The sequence below is a fragment of the Gammaproteobacteria bacterium genome (assembly GCA_022450155.1).
GTDB lineage: Bacteria > Pseudomonadota > Gammaproteobacteria > Arenicellales > UBA868 > REDSEA-S09-B13.
The window spans coordinates 34981-53645 of the sequence record JAKUQR010000020.1 but is presented as its reverse complement, the minus strand read 5'-3'; the positions used below and the strand labels follow the sequence as shown (position 1 = coordinate 53645).

The window sequence follows — 18665 nt, the reverse complement described above, 5'->3', positions numbered from 1 at the left end:
TGAGCCATTGGCAAGCCGGGGTAGATGATGGTGGGATATTAGTTGTTTATTATCAGACGCGTCAAAGAATAATGAATGCTGTTTACCACTCAACTAAGAGAAGCCACCAGAAATGGTGGTTTTTCTTTTTACATATCAAATATCGTTTTTTTACGGGGTGGCTCAGAAGTACCGCCAGTATCTGGAACTACTTTATTGGGTTTAGTTTTCGGTTTACCAAGTAGTGCATCGGCAAATACACTTTCACATTTATCCCAGTCGTATCCGTCATCACTAAACCCTTTGCTATTTTCTTGTAAGTTTGAGTAGATAGTGTCGGTTAGTTTCCTATCTTCTAGTCGTAAGTCATCAGTAATGTTGGTTTTAGACTTTCCATATTGAGACGTGAGTATTGTTGGGTTTTGAGAAGCTAAACTCGCCCATTTCTTATAAATGTCTATCAGCGACCACATATCTAAAACGATATGACGAAGATAAACAGAATGTCTGTCTTGTATTTCGTATAAAAACTGGCGACATAGAAGAGCTGCGTATGACTGCACCCAAGAAATGAAGTCGTATCTAACTAACTTCACAGAGTTGGAGTCAAATATAACTTCCTCATATATACCAGTTTTTACAAAAATGATGTCTTTCTTGCTGACTTCATATGTGCCGATACACGAGTATGCGTAAGTGAGCATTGTGTCTCCTTGCCAGGTTGGCAACATTCCAAAATATTTCTTCGCTAAAAACTGTTTAGTTTGTTTAGACCCAGCTATGTTTGCATACTTTTTGAGGAAATATGGGTTTTGAGTAGTATTGAGATGCCCTACTGCGAAAACTGGGTTTAGTGTGTGAGACGGACCTTTACCTTCTACTTGTATGTGAGCCTCAGGGTTATCTAATTTCTTTACATTTGTTCTAACTACCTCACCGTGTCTAACTCTAAAACCACGATAAACCCGAAATGGCTCATCGTTTGGTTTTTCAGCAAAATAGTCAGAAAACGTATCTCTATCATCTGTTGTTGGAAACGTTGCGACTTGCCCAACAAGATGACTGTCTATTGGTGTTGGGTTGCACCAACGAAGTCGTTTTGAGAATGAAGTATCAAGACGGTCATATCGTAAGAATGTAGTTTGCCATTTATCGTACCAAGAACCGTGCATGACCCATACAAAAGATGACACCCACCAGAAACAGTCAGTTTTTACTATTAGATGCTCGTGCTCAAAGAAATACGAAAGAGTTTCATCATCTATTAGATATTTTTCATTTAGTGAGAAGGCAGAAAGAAAGTCAGCTACGGTAAGTTGGTCAACAGACTTATCATTTACAAATATGCAATAAAGTCTTATCTTTTCTGAAAAGTTATAAGTTATATTTTTATACATTTATTACTCATCGCCACTAAAAAACAAACAGTCTGTGTAATGGTTTTATGAAAATGGGTACCAACGAGATGTTGTGAAATATAGAGGTTTTAGTTTATTGCTCATAGTAAAAACTTCTCAAATAAAACGCCCAAAAAAATACCGGGCGGATATATTTCATCGTATATCGTTTTTCAGCAAAGAATGAGTTTTAGAGACGGCTGAAGGGGTGTTTAGAGACAAGTTGATATGAGTGTGTGTATTTCGTCAAAAACGACGCTAAGCGACGATACAGAGTATTGTTTCTACTCACGTTTCTACTCAGATATCGCGATGGCGAGATGAAATAAAATAGAAATGAGTAATATAGGCGTAATAAAAACAACTAGTTATGAAACTAAAATATAAAATACAAAGGAATTAGAATCCCTAAAAGTAATGATATCAAAGAGTTATAATCAAGAATGGCAGGTCGGGGTAGACGTTGGCGGCACCAACACCGACCTCCTTTTTCTCAACCGACAGACCGGTGAGTACAAAGTCGCAAAATTGTCGACGACGTCCGACCAGTCTCTGGCCGTGATCCAGGGAATTGAATCAGGCCCTTCCCCTGTTGCCGAGCTGGCTGCAGTTGTGCACGGCACCACGATTGCCACCAACGCCGTACTGGAACGAAAAGGAGCACGTTGTGGACTAATTACAACACGAGGATTCCGCGATATCCTGGAACTGGGTCGCCGTACCCGACCCAACAACTACGGTATGACGGGCTCCTTTGAACCCCTGATCGATCGAGAACTCCGCCTGGAAGTCAGCGAACGACTGGATGCTCGTGGTCGCGTTTTGTTACCACTCGACGAAGACGAAGTCCGTACTGCGCTTAAAACACTGCACGAACTTGGGGCTGAAGCTGTTGTCATTCACTTTCTACACGCCTATGCCAATCCTGTGCATGAACAGCGCGCAGCGGATATCGCCCGGAACAATTGGCCTACCGGATTTATTTCCATCAGCAGCGACATACTGCGAGAAGTGCGTGAGTTTGAACGCGGCAGCACGGCAGCCGTAAACGCATATGTCCAACCTGTGCTTTCCAGCTACCTGAGTCGGATCTCAGACCGTTTGCAAGAGGCCGGATTTGGTCACGATCTCCTGGTCATGCAGGGCAACGGTGGCACCCTGACAGCGTCGGCAGCTGCGCGACAGCCAGTACAGACCGTGATGTCCGGTCCAGCGGCCGGTGCTGTCGCCGCAGCACACATCGGACAACAAAGCGGTTTCGATAATCTCATTGCCTGCGATATGGGAGGAACCAGCTTTGATGTCAGTGTGATCGTGGGGGCGACACCGTCGCTGTCTGCAGAAAAAGACCTCGCCTACGGAATACCGGTGCGTGTGCCAATGGTCGACATCCACACGATTGGTGCAGGTGGCGGTTCGATTGCACGAGTTGATTCTGCCGGCCTGCTTAGAGTAGGCCCTGAAAGCGCCGGCGCACAACCTGGCCCGGTCTGTTACGGGCGTGGGGGCACCAAACCGACTGTCACCGATGCCAACCTCGTGCTTGGTCGTATCGACGTCTCTGGGTTTTCTGGTGTGGTCCAGGCAGAAAATGCCCTTTCCAATGCACAGGCAGCGATCAAAAAAGAGGTCGGCAATCCACTTCAACTTGATACAGTCGATGCGGCGGCGGCAATACTCGCAGTATCATGCAACCAACTTGCATCTGCGATCCGTCTGGTGTCCATAGAAAAGGGGCATGATCCGCGCGACTTCGCATTATTCGCATTCGGCGGCGCAGGCCCCCTGCATGCTGTCACACTGGCGACAGAACTCGCTATCCCACAGGTCCTGGTTCCCCGTTTTCCCGGTATTACCTCGGCGCTGGGCTGCTTGATCTCTGACCTGCGTCATGACTACGTTGAAACATTGTGGCGACCCCTGGCAGACATCGATGAAGACAACGCAGACCGGATTCTCAAAGACCAGGGCGAGACCGGTCAACGCACTATTGTGGATGAAGCAGTACCGGTCGACAAGGTCGAGATCTTTTACGAGGCAGACCTGATGTACCAGGGCCAGAGTCATGTTTTTCGAGTGGCTGTGCAGAGCCCAGGCTTTTCATCTGATGCGGTAGCTGAGTCCTTTGCCGACCGATATCGTGAACGCTTCGACATCGTCCTGGAAGATATGACACCCGTACTGGCCAGCCTGAGAACCACAGTGATTGGCCGCCGCCAGGATCTGACCCATTCCTTGTTCAGTGCAACCCAGTCGCCAGCACCTGGCGAAGCCCCGGCAACCCGAATGGTTTATTTCAACGGCCAATGGCTCGCGTCAACTGTCTACGATCGGGCACTGATCAACAGTGGAACCCTCATAGAAGGGCCAGCCATCATCCAGCAGGTGGATTCGACCTGCGTTATCGATCCCGGCGCCACGGCAAAGATCGATAGTGCCGGTAATCTCGTCATCGATGTTCTGCTGCACAAACAATGAACCCAGAAATATGAGTATCGACCCTGTAACGCTGGCGGTGATTGATAACGGTCTGCGGCAGGTCTGTTCTGAGATGGATCTGGTCCATCAAAAGACCTCATTTTCACCTGTGATTTCGGAAGCATTTGATCGATCGAATGGAATTTACGATTCAACAAGCGGCGACATGATTGCTCAGGGAGAACTCGGGCTGCCGATATTTCTTGGTGTGATGCAGTTTGCTACTCAGGCCGTACTGGAGCGACGTCGGGACCTTGAACCCGGTGATGTGATCATCCAGAACGATCCGTATCTGGGCGGTACCCATCTGATGGATGTCAAGATGATGATGCCGTTCTACTACGACGGCGAACTCTGGTGCATCCTGTCGAATACAGGACACTGGCCGGACACGGGCGGCATGGTGCCGGGCGGATTCAATTCAACAGCAACGGAAATTCAACAAGAGGGATTACGTCTGCCGCCTGTCAAACTCATGCACCGCGGTGAAATTCAGCAGGATGTGGTCGACATCATTCTGAACAATATTCGTGTTCCGGACGAGCGCATCGGCGACATTCGAGCCCAGATTGGCGCACTCAAAACAGGTGAGAAAAGACTCACAGCGTTACTGGATCGGTATGGTGCAGAAACTGTCAGAGCTGCTATCGGGGAACTCAAGCTACGCGCCGAACAACACATGCGTGAAGTAATCACGGCAATCCCCGACGGGGATTACAGTTTCACGGCTTATGTAGACAGCGACGGTGTGATAAACGAACCGCTTGCCATCGTCCTGGATCTAACGATCGATCAGAGCGATGCACATTTTGATTTTTCCCGCTCCAGTCCACCCTGCCGCGGGCCAATGAACTCGGTATGGGCCACAACCCAGTCCGCTGTCTACGTGGCGATGAAGCATATTTTTCCGGAAGTGCCGATAAATGCAGGCTGCTTTGCACCGCTTCATATCAAACCACCCGAAGGTACATTCCTGTATGCAAAATACCCCAGGCCAGTCGCAGGCTGTGCAGCAGAAGTGGCTCAACGAATTATGGAAGCCGTTTTTGGGGCAATGGCACAGCCAGTTCCACAACGATTGTTTGGTGCGCCAGCCGGCACCAGCGGTAACCTGGCACTTGGGGGGCACGACCCAGAAACCGGGCGCGACTACATCATGTATTTCTTTTCAGGCGGGGGTTACGGTGGCTGGACTGACGGTGATGGCCTGACCAACGGCTGCTCAACGGTCGGCATCTCCAAGACGCAACCCATCGAGATCTTGGAGCAGCACTATCCCCTGCTGTTCGAGCGGTATGCACTCCGTGAAGGGTCTGGCGGGCTGGGCAAACAGCGTGGTGGCTTCGGTATCAGTTATCGTGTCCAAATGCTCCGGGGTGAAGGCAAAGCATCATTCCTCATGGATCACGGTCGTACTGGACCACCCGGCATTATGGGCGGTACAGAGGGTGCACCGAACCGAATCAGAATCGGCCAGGGAGACAAGATCACTACACCCGAACACTTATCCAAAGGCGAGGGGTATGTGCTGTCCGAAGGGGACTGGATCGAGGTTCATACCCCCGGGGGCGGTGGTTATGGCCCGGCTGCTGATCGCGATCCGACACTGACCGAGATCGATGTCCGTCGTGGCTACTATCGCCGAACCCACGCGGCATCGCCGACCAACCCTGATGCAATCGACGACAACTAAATCGCACAGTGTTCGTTTGTTGAAGCTAAATTATGAATTGCTAGCGTCGTATCAATAACTGCAATCACACGGAGATATGCTAAATGACCTACGGATTTTCACTGGTCGTCCGTGGTAGTGACGCAACACCTGAGAACTTCACACGAATAGCGGAAACTGCTGAGGCACTTCAGATCGATTCCCTGTGGTGCAGTGCTCACATCATACTGCCGCCACAGACCCGTTCCGGGTATTCCATGCGACCTGGAGTGATGTATCCCGAGCACTGGAAACAGGGCTACTGGGAACCTTTTACGGTGATCAGTTACCTGGCAGCGAAGACCAGTCGACTGAAATTCGGCACCAGTATCGTGGTACTGCCGATGCACAATCCCTTCGAAATCGCTAAACAGGTGGCTGAAGTCGATCAACTGACTCAGGGGCGTTTTATGTTTGGTCTCGGTGTCGGCTGGTTCGAAGAAGAATTCGAAGTTCTGAATCAGGACTTTCATAACCGCGGGGCCCGCACCAACGAAGCACTCGAACTCTTCCAGGCACTGTGGGGGCCTGATCCGGTTACGTTCGAAGGACAGTACTACAACGTGGAAAACGCTTATTTCGGACCCAAGCCCGTCCAGCGACCGGGCCCGCCCATATGGGTTGCCGGCAACAGCGAGCCCGCACTGAAACGTGCAGCACGCTATGCCGATACTTGGCATCCGGTACGTCCGAGTTTTTCTCAACTCGAACAGGCAACTCAGGAGCTGGCGGGCTACCTCGAGGCCGAGTCACGGCACGCACAGAGCATTGAAATTGCAATCAAGATGCCGCTGGTCGTGGAGGACACATCCAGTGATCCGGAATTTCCGACCCGGGGCAGACCAGCAGATATCACATCGGCTATCGAGCGCTATCGAGAACTGGGAGCCCAGCACTTTGTCTTCGACCTGATACCCGAGACCGTCGATTGTGCGTTGACGACTATGGAACGCTTTGCCCAGGACATTCGCCCACAACTGAGTTAGGCAGTCGTTAGAAAATTCAACTAGGCCTGTCACCAACATGAATGCACTACAGGATATCCACGTCGTTGATTTTTCCAAGGTTCTTGCCGGCCCGCTGTGTGCCCAGTGCCTAGGGGACCTCGGTGCAGATGTCATCAAAGTCGAGCCCGTAGAGCACGGCGATGACAGCCGCCGTATGCCACCGTTCAGAAACGGTGAAGACACGATCTACTTGAGTACAAATCGGAGATTGAAAACCCGTAACACACTGACACAGCGAAACACACACCCATGGCGATTAAAGTCTACATCAGCGCAGACATAGAAGGTGTAACGGGTATCGCTCACTGGGACGAAGCCTCACGCGATCATCCGGCTTACCGGGAATTTCAGGAGCGCATGACAGCCGAGACGGCGTCGGCCTGTCAAGCTGCAATTGCAGCAGGCGCCACTGAAATTGTGGTCAAAGATGCCCATGGCAGCGGTCGCAACATCCTTGCTGAACAGTTGCCTGTGCCGGTGCGTCTAATTCGTGGCTGGAGCGGACATCCCTACAGCATGGTGCAAGAACTTGATGCCACGTTCGATGCCCTGGTTCTGGTGGGTTATCACTCGGCTGCGGGGTCTAGCGGGCATCCACTGGCACACACGTTCAGGGGCACAATTCACCACATCGAACTGAACGGTGAGCAACTGAGTGAATTCCGGGTGAACAGCCTGACTGCCAGGCACGAAGGTGTGCCAACAGTGTTTCTCAGCGGCGACGAGAAACTGTGCGCAGGAGCCGCGTTGGTTGAACCGGATATCGTCACCGTTGCCACCCACCGTGGTGTCGGCCATTCGACAGTCGGCCTGCACCCGGCTGATACCCGTCAGCAGATCCGGGATGGCGTGCAGCGGGCATTGGCCGGCGTCGGCAACCAACCCCTGCAGCCCATGCCGGATGCTTTTAGGCTGGCAATCCGTTACCGGAATCAGCTGGATGCCTATTCGTCCTCGTTCTACCCCGGCGTTTCACTGGCTGACGATGTCACCATAGAGTTCGAGACCAAGGACTGGTTCGAGATACTGCGTCTACTCCAGTTCGTCAAATAGGTGGGTCAGTGGTGCGAACTGGCAACGGCGCCACCGTCGCAGGTAATAGTCTCACCGACGGTATAAGCCCCGGCACGTGAACTGAGAAAGATCGCGACACCGGCTATATCCTCTAGAGTGCCGACACGCCTCCGGGGGTTTCGCTGTGCTACTTGATCCCAGTCCACATCAGTCGCGCCGCCAAATCCTACCGCCGTGCTTAGCATCCAGGTTGGAAATGGTCCAGGTGCGATGGCATTGACGGTAATGTGATCCTTAACCAGGTTCGCAGCCAATACGCGGGTCAAGTGATGAACTGCAGCCTTAGAGGGGCCATAAGAAATGTTGTTGAAAGTCGGCGTGACAATACCATCGATAGACCCGATGTTTATAACACGCGCGGGGTCTTCTGGAGTACCCGACGCCTTTAACAATGGCAACAACTGCTGGATCAGGAAAAAGACACCCTTCACGTTGGTATCCATGACCTTGTCCCAGCCGATCTCCGGAAATTCCTCCAACGGCGCACCCCAACCCACACCGGCGTTGTTGACCAGAATATCGAGTTTGTCTTCTCGCTCCGACAGCGTTTCGACCAAGGTACTGATGCCATCGAGTTCGGCAACGTTGCCAGGCACAGAAATGCACTCTCCACCAAACGTCTTCATCAGCCGTTCGGCGGCGGCATCACAAGCCTCTACTTTGCGCGAACTGATATAGACCTTGGCAGCACTTGCCAGAAACCCTCCAGCAATCATCTCCCCGATCCCGCGCGACCCACCGGTCACGAGAGCCGTCTTGCCTTTGATTGAAAACAAATCCTGCATACGCTTCTCCTTAAATTGATCCAGGCGAATCCGGCCCACACAACTAGAGCATCTGCTCGGTTGTTTCCCGAGTCATGTGCTTCAGCCAGCGCATGAAGTCGGTACCCCCGGTGCCGCGGGGATTATCCATACGCGAGGCAATATAGTTTGCAGCCAGGCCAAGATGAAGACGCCGGAACTCAACCACTTTCTCAATACAGCTATTGTAGAGCGTCCGTACCGAGCTCTGACTCACAGTACTGCTGACACAATCTCGCACGACCTGGCCCTCCAGTCCGGCGACAAACTGCCGGTGGGGTTCCGGCATATAGGCCCGTACAGCCTCCAGATAGGTTGTCAGTTCGCTGCGCGCATGACGCAATCCCAGTGATGTACAGATAGCAGGAATCAGGGCACTTTGTGCTCCAGTTTGTCCCAGAAATGTCTGGGGTTTACCACCGAATGCTTCCACACCATCAAATACCACACCATCGGGATGTGCGAACAGAAATGGACGTAAGGTCTCGTAATACACCTCCGGTCGGCAACCCTCCTCCATACGCCCTGCAAGTTCTATGATCGTCTCAAGTCCGGAGCGGATGATCTCGAGTTGCATTTCGATCTGGTCTATATCATTAATTTTTGCTGCCTGCACCAGTCTTGTGCCTGCGATCACCGCTGGTGCGCCACGAGCCTCGATCACAATGTGCAACACCCAAAACCATTCCTCATCAGGAAGAGACTGAAACATCTGCACCGCTTTAATGTTTTCAACTGCAATATCGCCGCTAGGGTCTAGCCGCTGCCAATTGACCAGTTGTGTGTTGGTATAACTCAGCGTCGGTGGCCGTTTGACCCGTGCTGAAAGTTGGACGAAAGGAATAGCGAGGGTGCGCGGCAGCTGCCGAGTCGGTTCCGCACCAGGCTGCCACAAATACCCGTTGCTCAAAAAGGCATAAGCCTGGTGCAGGCGCTCCGCAGCGCGTTCATCGAGAATCACATCGCTGCCTGAAAAATCCGGCATGGGCAACTCCAGACACGCTTCACGACATCGACCGCCCGCGACCAGCTGTGAAAGACTATTGGCTACATCCATAATCTCGGTAACCGCACTGCGCACGGTATTCGACAGAAACGGTAACGGATCGGTTACTGGATTAGGAGCAATCAGAAACCCCTGCTTCTCGGTAACCTGCCAACACGAGGCCATCAGCGCACCTGTGCCCCGTGAAAATCAGAATTCGCTTCGATGTCAGACAGCACGATACCCATCCGATCGGCCCAGTCGATGATCTCCTGCCATATTTCATCGGCAACTGGAATCCCCGACTGTTCCCGCAATTTTCGACAACGCTGTTCGGGTTCGCCCGGAATCATCACTTCGTCAAATCCTTCCGCCGGCGCACGTCCTTTGACCCATTCCAGATAGTCGTCAATTCTACTGACGTAGTCATCATCGCCCAGCAGGTCGAGATCAACAGCCAGCACCAGCCAGTTCAGTGCCCTTGCCTGACCCAGGACCCCATGGGCGAGCAGTTCGCCAATGAGCCCCAGTCCGTAGCCTTTGGGTCCGGCTGCCGGCAGCAGTACGCCCCCCGCATAGTAGTCCCGGGCATCAATACTCGGCCGCCCGTCACGGTCTAGAATGGTTCCCGGCGGCAGAGGCTCTCCTGTTTTAGAGGCTGCCAGCAGCTTGCCTTGAGCGCTGGTGGATGTCGCAAAATCCACCACCACAACGCCTGTCGGACCACCCGGAAGGGCCAACGTGTAAGGATTGGTCCCCATGATTCCTTCTCGACCACCATAGGGTGCCACTTTGGGATTGCCGCGGGTATGTCCACCACCACCAATAATCACGGCAAAACAACCCTGACGCGCAATCGTTTCAGCGTAGGCGCCAATCCGACCCGTGTGACCACAGTTCACCAGAGCACCGGTCGCCATTCCGGCAGTACGCGCTTTCTGAGCTGTGCATTCCGCAAGTTGCACCATAGCGGGAACACCGTGTCCACCACGACCATCAATCCGGATCATTGTTGGTTCATCAATGACTACAAGCGGTGTACCGGCGGGATCGATTGCACCTGATTCGATAAGCGACATGTATTGAGCAAAACGCACCACGCCATGTGAGTCCACGCCCATCAGGCTGTTACCCACCACGTGCTCGGAAACCATGGCTGCGTCATCGTGTGACATGCCTGCTGCTGACAGCAAGCGAACACCCAGAAGCCTCAGTTTATCGGCAGCAATACGACGCCCGCTGAAATCTTTGTCCGCCGGGGTTCCAGCTACAGAGTTCTGGTCAGTGGTGGTTTTCAATGATGGTGAAGCTGTGTTGAACTGCAGTGTTAGGAATCGCCTACAAATCTTTCAGTAACCGGCCAAATCCTGGAATAGCCTCATTGATGCCGTTTTGCCTCAGTGCGTGCCAGTACAGGGCAACGTTGATGGCGATCACTGGTTTTCCCAGTTCTAACTCAAGCTCATCGGCCAGTGCAGCAAGCGCAAGGTTAGTCCCGACCTGGACGATCGTATCGATATCGTCGCCATCAAGACCGAGGATGGCATGGCGTAATGTGTCCCGACTCTGTTCGGCAATATTGAGGGGACTGGTTGCCTTAAGACCCGTCACTCTGACTGCAGTAAAACCGCATTGGTTAAAATACTGCCGCACACGCTCATCGGCGACTGGCCAGTAAGGTGTCAATACGCCTATGCGCTGTGCGGCCACAGCCTCCAGCGCCATCCGTGCAGCATCAGATCCCAGCGTGATCGAGACACCAGTCTTTTCCGCCAATCGGTTCTTAATTACCTCTGCACCATCTGCACCATCCCAGAAAGATTCAGCAGAAACCCCCACGATAATGTGATCAGGCGCGACTGACATCAGGTCGTCGACTGCCCGATCCAGGTTGGCATGAATATCGGCGACCAAACGCTCGAAATCGTCATCGCTGGAGATCTGGACATCCTTGAGCGGGAAACGCCCGGTATGGCAAGTCACGCCAGCAGGGGTCATGCTGTGAAACTCAGGCTCAACAATGGTATTGGTTGCAGGCACAATTACACCCAGCTTCAGACGCCAACCCAACGCGTCGTCATACCGAACCTTCGAATCGACCATTCTAAAATCCCAACCAGTCTCAACAGCAGATTGTCATTGATGCCCCAGACCTCCCATTCTACGCAGGGTTGAGTGATGTTGTTACCTTCAAAACGTGGTCCGCGTTTACACTTACAGATCACCTTACGCGGTAACTTCGGTAACTCAGAATAGACAACAGTGGAGGCAACAATGAATATTTCTTCAAATCCAGCGGCGGTTCACAAGCCCCTGGGTAAATACTGTCATACGACCCTGGTGCCAGCCAATGCACAATGGCTGGTTCTTTCCGGTCAGGTCGGTATAGACAAGAAAGGCAACCTCGCAAACGGCATTCGCAAACAGACGGAACAGACTCTACGCAATATCGTGAGTTGTCTGCGCGATCAGGGCATGCGTAAATCGGATCTGGTCAAAACCACGGTGTACTTAACCGATTCACGCTTTATTGAGGACTACCGTTTGGCAAGATCTAGAGTAATCGGCGATGAAACGATCTTTACATCGACACTGGTGATTGTCGACGGACTGGCATCACCTGGCATCTTTGTTGAAATCGAAGCTTGGGCTGCAAGAAGCTAACCTACTTGCTGGGTTCTACCATCAGACGTATTGCCGTCGAACCGCTTATTCGTCCATTGATGAACAACCACAAGTGACGCGTATCTGATGCATCCGACGTCGATAACGATCGGCGTCGAAAGGACGGCCATGGTGCAGAATGCATCGATTGTCCCAGATTAGAAGATCTTGGGTCTCCCAGCGGTGGCTGTAAATACACTCGGGCTGAATAGCGCGATCAAGCAGATCGTCGAGCAGTACACGGGCATCGTTATCCGACCAGCCTTCTATCGAACGCGCATGAGAACCGACATAGTAATTCTTCTTTCCGTTGACCGGATTGGTACGAACCAAACGCTGAGGAACTGGTGGCAACGACTCAGCATGTGACGGCGTAACTGCATCCGGACTGACCTTACTCCGAGAGAATACATAGTCGTGCGTCACAACCAGATCATTCATGGTGGACTGTATTGACTCGGGCAACCGAGCATAAGCAGCTCTAGCGCTGACGAATTCAAGCTCACCGCCTTGGGGCGTGACCTCGTAGGCATAGGAAATCGAAAACTTCGCGGGCGCGGGCCTGAATGATGAGTCGGTGTGCCACATCTGATTCCCGGTCGAAAACACAACGCGTTCGTGACTGGCGGGCATATGGTTGCCATCCCGATCAATATTCCCGATCCGATAGACGTAGCGGACACGACGGTCACGACCGTAAGTCACATGGTCAAACTCGAGTTCGCCGAACCGATTGCTGAATGCCAGTTGCCGGTCGTCATCCAGATTCTGGTGCTTCATGAGTACTACCGAGTAGTCCTCAACAGCCTGTTCGATTTCCGCGAATTCCGCATCATCCAGACCGGCACTGATATCAACGTTCAGAATCTCGACCCCAAAATCGCCGTGCAATGGCCGCAGTTCTATCGTCATAGCCAACCTCTCGACACCAAGATACGGTGAATTTAAATCGCCTCAGCTGTACTTTAACAAATCAGGTAAGCCCGTTCGGGAAACTTTGCCAGCGAGTCGGTTTTCGATCAAGGGTCCATTGAATCGGTGTCGGGGGACTGTTTATCCTGACTCAGCTGAGCGGATGCCATTTCACGCAGACGGCTTTTCTGAATCTTGATGCCGTTGGCACTGTCGGTCACTGGAAATTGATTCAGTAACTGGACACCGATGGGGACCTTAAAGCTCGCCATACCGCCGGCACAGTGAGCAAGCAGTGCATCTTTATGTAGGCGGGCATTTTCCGCAGGGATCACGAATGCGTAAGCTCTGGTACCAGCCTGGGTATCCACCGCCACCACCTGCACTCTTTCAACCGCGGGATGCTGTTCAATATGCTGCTCGATCTCAGCCGGATTGACCAGAAACCCGCCCAGGCGGATGGCATCACCGATCCGGCCCAGAAACACAAAACCACCATCGCTTTCCGTATAGCCCAGGTCCCCGCTACGTACAAATCCATCGCTGGTGAAGACTGATTCAGTGGCGGTCGCGTCCCCCAAATAACCGATCATACGACTGGGACCCCTCGCCTCGAGTTCACCCACACGCCCGTGCGGCAGTATCTCTTTGCTCTCAGGATCCCGTACCCGTACGTGGGAATCTGTCGACGCAGGATAACCGCCGCATCGCTCACGCTGGTCGACAGCTGCTAAAGGGTCCTGACGGGCATAAAGTGCCTGTATCTCACTCATGCCATAGAGACCAACCAGGTTCATTCCACGATCATGAGCCTTGGCAACAATATCCTGATACAAAGGATTAAAAGCAGCATAACCGCCGGACCGGAACAGTGGAAAGGGATGGGGATCGTCTACAACTGTCAGCATTCTCGCGAACATTTCATCCGAGCCGTTACAGTGCGTGATCCGATGTGACTGCATAAGCTGAACAGCCTCATGGTCAGAAAAAACAGGCATCAACACCATCGGGCAGCCAGCTGATAAAGCAGCCATCGCACCGGCATGTCCGAACGTACCACACAGCGGCAATACTTGAAGCAGCACAGCGTCCGGGTCGTTCCAATCGAAAAACGAAGCCACATCGTGCGCGTGGTGGCTGATACTGGCCTGACTGTGCAGAACCAACTTAGGCGCAGCCGTGGTTCCTGAGGTGGTAAATACGACCACACCACTTTGCGCATTGGCAGCGTCGCCGGCAAACATCTTCGACCGTGCAAGGTCGGTATAGGACACGGTACGCCGGCTTAATTGTCGCCCCGGTAACTGAGTTACCTGGTCGTCTTCGCTGTAAGTGATAAGAATTTCAAGCTGTTCCAGCTGTGCACTATCGACCTCTGCCAAGATATCGAGGAATGCAATGTCCTTGAATGAGGGCCACAGCACGAGCGCCCGGCAACCGGATCGCCCCACGATGTCACCCACCTCACTCGAGCGAAAACGGGTATTGATTGATATCGTGATCGCCCCGATCCGGGCGCAGGCGATATGAAGCGTAAGGTACTGGGCAATATTCGGTAGCCAGAAACCGACTCGATCACCCGATCCGATACCTAGCTTGAGTAAGCCACCTGCAAGACGCCGCGATTCTGCGGCAAGTTCGGCGTAAGTCCAGATCCTACCTCTATCGATAAGGGCAGTGCTCTTCGGCACTGCGTCAGCGCGTGCGTCAATCAGCTGGCTGACAGTGTTCGTACGATTAGAGGCTTGTGAAGATGTCATCGACATCACTCTTGAACAGCCGGTTCAGCTACTTTAAAAAAGTAGATTCAGGTGATCGAGGCAGCATACTCTAGTTTTTGCGGTAATCGACAATCGCTCTGGTCTTACTCACGTAACCGGCTTCGGTATCCGCTTCGATCTGCGCATCAGAGCGCCTTTCGGGATCACCAAAACCGCCGCCCCCGGGCGTTTCGATGACTAACGTTTCATCGGCGGGGATGCGGTGAGTTTTTTTCCCGATCAGTTGCTTACCTGAACCCAGATATGCAGCGCCAGATCCGCCATCACACCCGCCATGCCGTCCCCGGGCCGGGTAGTTCAGTCGATCCCACGTCGCCGCCGACACCAGAAAAGGCTCAGAATTGGCGTGGCCGACTTCAATGATCTGCGCCAGACCACCACGCGTCGCACCAGCACCGCCTGAATCCGGTAACAGCTCCTTACGGTGGAAGATCAACGGAGCCTCTGTTTCAGTCACTTCGATCGGGATCGTACCTACACCTGACGGAAAAGCTGTTGTGCTCATACCATCGTACTCGGGCCCTGCGCCAATGCCACCCAGTCCCACGTTCATCACGTTGAAGCGCGCGTCGCCGGTGGCATCTTCCATGCTGGTCATCGCCAGCACCCAGATCGAACCCGCACTCTCGGCCGGTACACGATCGGGCAGCGCCTGTGCCAAGCACCCAAAAACAATGTCCGGCAACATCTGCCCGATCACATGCCGTGCCGTCACGGGTGCCGGACGCTCAGGCGCCACACAGGAGCCCGGTTCGGCCTCTATTTCAAAGCACCCCAACGAACCGGCATTGTTGGGAACATCTGGGGCAATAACACACTTAAGGCCAAACACAGAATAAGCGTCTGTATAACACTTGGGTGAATTGATACCAAAGCGTGAAGCCGAGGATGACCCGCCGTAGTCTAGATAAATTCTTTCCTTATCTACTGTCAAACGAGCCTCGAGTACGATCGGCTTTTCATACCCGTCGATTGTCATCTGCGAAGCATAAATACCATCTGGCACAGAGCGGATCGCATGACGCATCGCAATGGCGGACGATTCAATGATGTGTCTAGATAGATCATCCAGCGAATCGAGTCCAAACTCGTCAAGCATATCTGCAAAACGCGCAACACCCGCATCGTTGCAGGACAACAGCGAACGAATATCACCCATGACCTCGACTGGATTGCGACTATTGGCCTGGATAATACCAAGCACGTCATCATTCAATGTGCCCGCTGATCGAATCCGAATATGGGGAATAAGCACCCCTTCCTCGAACATTGAAGTGGCATCGGCCGTAAACCCGCGCCCGCCGACATCGGTGACATGGCAGGTCGAGGCAAAAAAAGCAACTGGATCCTGGCCACGAAAAGCTGGCGTCAACATCACGTAGTCGAACAAATGTCCGGTCCCCATCCAGGGGTCGTTGGTCACAAAAACATCTCCCGGCTTCATTGTTTCACTTGGGAAACGCTCGAGAAAGTGGCCGACTGCCATCGCCATCGTGTTCACGTGCCCAGGCGTACCCGTCACAGCCTGAGCCAGCATCTGACCTTTGAGGTCGTACACACCAGCAGACAGATCACCTGCTTCCCGCACCACTGACCCGAATGCTGTACGCAGCAGTGCCTGTGCCTGTTCCTCAACCACCGAGATCAGACGGGTCCACATCACCTGTTTATCGATCGACTGACGAGACTGATGCCCTAAAACCGCGTTCATGACATTGCCCTTGGGGCATTGGTGTTTTCACGATCAACGACAAGCGCAAGCCCTTCGTCGACGGTGCATGTACATCCAGACGGTACGAACGTGGCTGTTTCATCTTCCTGAACCAGTGCGGGCCCAACCAACCAGTCCCCTGGATTCAGTTCGACCCGCCAGTAGAGTGCGGCATCTGCCATCATGCCGCCTTCCGGGTCGTAGGTTGGCCGGGTTTTGCACGGTTTGAGCAACTGCGTACGGGCAGGTTCTTTCACAGGCGTCACTGCAGCAGCAGGTGTCATGACCGTGACAGACCAGGAGACACACTCGACTGCAATATCGGGCATCGTCAGACCATAGACCTGTCGATATAGCGATTCAAAGTCCAACCGAAGAAGTTCAAGCGTTTGGCCAGTGACCGGACCATCGGGGAGATCGACAGATAGCTCGTGCCCCTGTCCCTGATAACGCATGGCGACCTGTCGGTTGTGTTTGAGAGTCTCACTACTACCGCTCGCAACAACGACCTGCGTAGCTTCCCCGAGCATCTGGTCCAGCAGATCAATCAGCGGTGAGAGATCTTCGGCTCCAATCAAAATTCTGAGACTTCGAACCACCTGGTAAGACACCGGCGCCTGCAAAAAACCGATGGCCGAACCCACTCCGGCACCCCACGGTATGATCACGCGATCAATACCCAGTTTTTCAGCGAGTCGAGCTGCGTGGAGGGGCCCGGCACCGCCAAAAGCAATCATCGTGTACTCGCCGGATTCTTTGCCCCGCTCAACAGCATGAACGCGGGCCGCATTCGCCATATTTTCTTCCACCATCTCGATCACGCCGGCCGCCGGCCAGTACTCATCAAGAGCAAGCGGTTCACCAATAGTCACTGCTAATGCGGTGCGGGCAGCCTGTTCATCAAGCTGCAGTCCTCCACCTGCAAACCGGCGGCTATCGAGTCGACCCAGGACCAGATCTGCGTCCGTCACCGTGGGTTCGTCACCACCCATCCCGTAAGCCACGGGTCCAGGCTTCGATCCGGCGCTGTCCGGACCCACACTGATGCGTCCCAGCGCATCAACTCGGGCGATGGACCCACCGCCGGCACCGACCTCGACCATATCGATCACGGGAATTCGGACTGGCAATCCACTGCCTTTCATATCGCGGTACTCACGGGCCACTTCAAACGTTGCACTACGGTCTGGCTGGCCGTTCTGGATCAGACTGATCTTTGCAGTGGTACCTCCCATATCGAACGACATTACGTTGTCGAGTCTTCGGGCTGAAGCAAGCCGCGCGGACATGAGCACCCCACCGGCGGGCCCGGATTCAATGAGACGCACCGGATAGCGGACTGCCTGATCCAGCGTTGTCAGTCCGCCACCCGACATCATCAGGTAAAGCGGACAACGCAGCCCCTGGTGAATCAGAAGATTGCTCAAGTGGTCAAGATAACCGGCCATCAGTGGCTGTACATAGGCATTTGCACAGACCGTAGAGAAACGTTCGTATTCACGCATCTCCGGACATACGTCACTGGAAAGGCACACGTTCACCCCGGGCAGTTCTGCTTGGAGTATTTCTGCTGCCATCTGCTCATGCTGTGCATACGCATAAGCATGAATAAACCCGACAGCGATCGCTTCCACGCCGGTTTTCTTCAGTGTCCTGGCTACCTCGCGAACCGCGCCCTGATCAAGCGGCACGTGTACACGACCATCTGCGGTCATCCGCTCAGGTACCGTATAGCGTAAAGGCCGGGGTACCAGCGGTGCCGCCCGAGCAGCATTCAGATCATAGTGAGCAAAACGCTTTTCATAACCCATCTCGAGAATGTCCCGAAATCCTTCGCTGGTGAGAAATGCGGTGATGGCGCCTTTACGCTCAATCAAAGCATTGGTGGCCAACGTGGTCCCATGAATCATCAGACTGACGTCCGAAAGCAACCGTTTGGTCTCATTCAGCACCTGGTGTACCGCGGTCAGCACACCCTGTTCAGGCGCTTGTACTGTGGTCAATACTTTGGCTGTGGTCTGGCCCTGGGCCGACCACAGCACCACGTCCGTAAATGTGCCGCCGATGTCTACTGCCAAGCGGCAAGACCCTTTATCCATCAGCCGGTCTCCTGTTGACTCCATCCCTACTGGACATTACTTACAATTTTGCAGTTTTTATTGC

Annotated in this window: 15 protein-coding genes; 6 read left to right on the top strand and 9 right to left on the bottom strand. The window is 53.2% G+C overall.

Annotated elements, in window-relative coordinates:
* Window positions 1-128: 128 nt before the first annotated feature.
* On the bottom strand, window positions 129-1376 hold the full coding sequence (locus MK323_11320) for a hypothetical protein (protein MCH2482743.1): 1248 nt from the start codon (window positions 1374-1376) through the stop codon (window positions 129-131).
* 417 nt (window positions 1377-1793) lie between these two features.
* Here MK323_11320 and MK323_11315 point away from each other — a divergent pair, with 417 nt between their 5' ends.
* The 5 genes from MK323_11315 (at window position 1794) to MK323_11295 (ending at window position 7625) form a co-directional block, all read left to right on the top strand.
* Complete coding sequence (locus MK323_11315; GenBank protein MCH2482742.1) at window positions 1794-3854, top strand: hydantoinase/oxoprolinase family protein; 2061 nt, start codon at window positions 1794-1796, stop codon at window positions 3852-3854.
* Window positions 3855-3864: 10 nt separating this feature from the next.
* Window positions 3865-5547, top strand: a complete 1683-nt coding sequence (locus MK323_11310) for a hydantoinase B/oxoprolinase family protein (GenBank protein MCH2482741.1) — start codon at window positions 3865-3867, stop codon at window positions 5545-5547.
* Between the two features lie 83 nt (window positions 5548-5630).
* Window positions 5631-6551 (top strand): LLM class F420-dependent oxidoreductase, encoded by a 921-nt coding sequence (locus MK323_11305; protein ID MCH2482740.1) that lies wholly within the window; start codon window positions 5631-5633, stop codon window positions 6549-6551.
* Between the two features lie 37 nt (window positions 6552-6588).
* Window positions 6589-6855, top strand: a complete 267-nt coding sequence (locus MK323_11300) for a CoA transferase (protein MCH2482739.1) — start codon at window positions 6589-6591, stop codon at window positions 6853-6855.
* Window positions 6822-7625, top strand: a complete 804-nt coding sequence (locus tag MK323_11295) for a M55 family metallopeptidase (protein ID MCH2482738.1) — start codon at window positions 6822-6824, stop codon at window positions 7623-7625. The genes MK323_11300 and MK323_11295 overlap by 34 nt, the downstream gene beginning before the upstream one ends.
* Before the next feature lie 5 nt (window positions 7626-7630).
* Here the strand turns inward: MK323_11295 and MK323_11290 are convergent, their stop codons facing one another.
* The 4 genes from MK323_11290 to MK323_11275 are packed head-to-tail and all read right to left on the bottom strand — an operon-like array spanning window position 7631 to window position 11537.
* Window positions 7631-8431 carry an SDR family oxidoreductase gene (locus MK323_11290; GenBank protein ID MCH2482737.1) on the bottom strand — a complete coding sequence of 267 codons (801 nt, stop codon included), beginning with the start codon at window positions 8429-8431 and terminating at the stop codon, window positions 7631-7633.
* A 43-nt stretch (window positions 8432-8474) separates the two neighbouring features.
* Window positions 8475-9620, bottom strand: a complete 1146-nt coding sequence (locus MK323_11285) for an indoleamine 2,3-dioxygenase (GenBank protein ID MCH2482736.1) — start codon at window positions 9618-9620, stop codon at window positions 8475-8477.
* Entirely contained in the window at window positions 9620-10732 is a 1113-nt protein-coding gene (locus tag MK323_11280; GenBank protein MCH2482735.1) for an Ldh family oxidoreductase, read from the bottom strand. The genes MK323_11285 and MK323_11280 overlap by 1 nt, the downstream gene beginning before the upstream one ends.
* A 40-nt stretch (window positions 10733-10772) precedes the next feature.
* Entirely contained in the window at window positions 10773-11537 is a 765-nt protein-coding gene (locus MK323_11275; GenBank protein ID MCH2482734.1) for an arylmalonate decarboxylase, read from the bottom strand.
* Window positions 11538-11708: 171 nt separating this feature from the next.
* Here MK323_11275 and MK323_11270 point away from each other — a divergent pair, with 171 nt between their 5' ends.
* The gene (locus MK323_11270) at window positions 11709-12098 is read left to right on the top strand and encodes a RidA family protein (GenBank protein MCH2482733.1); all 390 of its coding nucleotides are present in this window, start codon (window positions 11709-11711) and stop codon (window positions 12096-12098) included.
* Window positions 12099-12143: 45 nt separating this feature from the next.
* On the opposite strand, the gene MK323_11265 is transcribed toward MK323_11270, so the two are convergent.
* The 4 genes from MK323_11265 to MK323_11250 all read right to left on the bottom strand — a co-directional run bounded on the left by MK323_11265 (window position 12144) and on the right by MK323_11250 (window position 18601).
* A complete protein-coding gene (locus MK323_11265; GenBank protein MCH2482732.1) occupies window positions 12144-13010 on the bottom strand; it encodes a TauD/TfdA family dioxygenase in 867 nt (288 codons plus the stop codon).
* Between the two features lie 107 nt (window positions 13011-13117).
* Complete coding sequence (locus MK323_11260) at window positions 13118-14770, bottom strand: AMP-binding protein (protein ID MCH2482731.1); 1653 nt, start codon at window positions 14768-14770, stop codon at window positions 13118-13120.
* A 70-nt stretch (window positions 14771-14840) separates the two neighbouring features.
* Window positions 14841-16502, bottom strand: a complete 1662-nt coding sequence (locus tag MK323_11255; GenBank protein MCH2482730.1) for a hydantoinase B/oxoprolinase family protein — start codon at window positions 16500-16502, stop codon at window positions 14841-14843.
* On the bottom strand, window positions 16499-18601 hold the full coding sequence (locus tag MK323_11250) for a hydantoinase/oxoprolinase family protein (GenBank protein MCH2482729.1): 2103 nt from the start codon (window positions 18599-18601) through the stop codon (window positions 16499-16501). The genes MK323_11255 and MK323_11250 overlap by 4 nt, the downstream gene beginning before the upstream one ends.
* Between the last annotated feature and the right edge of the window lie 64 nt (window positions 18602-18665).

Coding starts and splice junctions, on each gene's coding strand:
- MK323_11250 (MCH2482729.1), bottom strand. CDS start 18,601: ATGGATAAAGGGTCTTGCCGCTTGGCAGTAGACATCGGCGGCACATTT.
- MK323_11285 (MCH2482736.1), bottom strand. CDS start 9,620: ATGGCCTCGTGTTGGCAGGTTACCGAGAAGCAGGGGTTTCTGATTGCT.
- MK323_11265 (MCH2482732.1), bottom strand. CDS start 13,010: ATGACGATAGAACTGCGGCCATTGCACGGCGATTTTGGGGTCGAGATT.
- MK323_11260 (MCH2482731.1), bottom strand. CDS start 14,770: ATGACATCTTCACAAGCCTCTAATCGTACGAACACTGTCAGCCAGCTG.
- MK323_11305 (MCH2482740.1), top strand. CDS start 5,631: ATGACCTACGGATTTTCACTGGTCGTCCGTGGTAGTGACGCAACACCT.
- MK323_11290 (MCH2482737.1), bottom strand. CDS start 8,431: ATGCAGGATTTGTTTTCAATCAAAGGCAAGACGGCTCTCGTGACCGGT.
- MK323_11310 (MCH2482741.1), top strand. CDS start 3,865: ATGAGTATCGACCCTGTAACGCTGGCGGTGATTGATAACGGTCTGCGG.
- MK323_11270 (MCH2482733.1), top strand. CDS start 11,709: ATGAATATTTCTTCAAATCCAGCGGCGGTTCACAAGCCCCTGGGTAAA.
- MK323_11255 (MCH2482730.1), bottom strand. CDS start 16,502: ATGAACGCGGTTTTAGGGCATCAGTCTCGTCAGTCGATCGATAAACAG.
- MK323_11300 (MCH2482739.1), top strand. CDS start 6,589: ATGAATGCACTACAGGATATCCACGTCGTTGATTTTTCCAAGGTTCTT.
- MK323_11295 (MCH2482738.1), top strand. CDS start 6,822: ATGGCGATTAAAGTCTACATCAGCGCAGACATAGAAGGTGTAACGGGT.
- MK323_11315 (MCH2482742.1), top strand. CDS start 1,794: ATGATATCAAAGAGTTATAATCAAGAATGGCAGGTCGGGGTAGACGTT.
- MK323_11275 (MCH2482734.1), bottom strand. CDS start 11,537: ATGGTCGATTCGAAGGTTCGGTATGACGACGCGTTGGGTTGGCGTCTG.
- MK323_11320 (MCH2482743.1), bottom strand. CDS start 1,376: ATGTATAAAAATATAACTTATAACTTTTCAGAAAAGATAAGACTTTAT.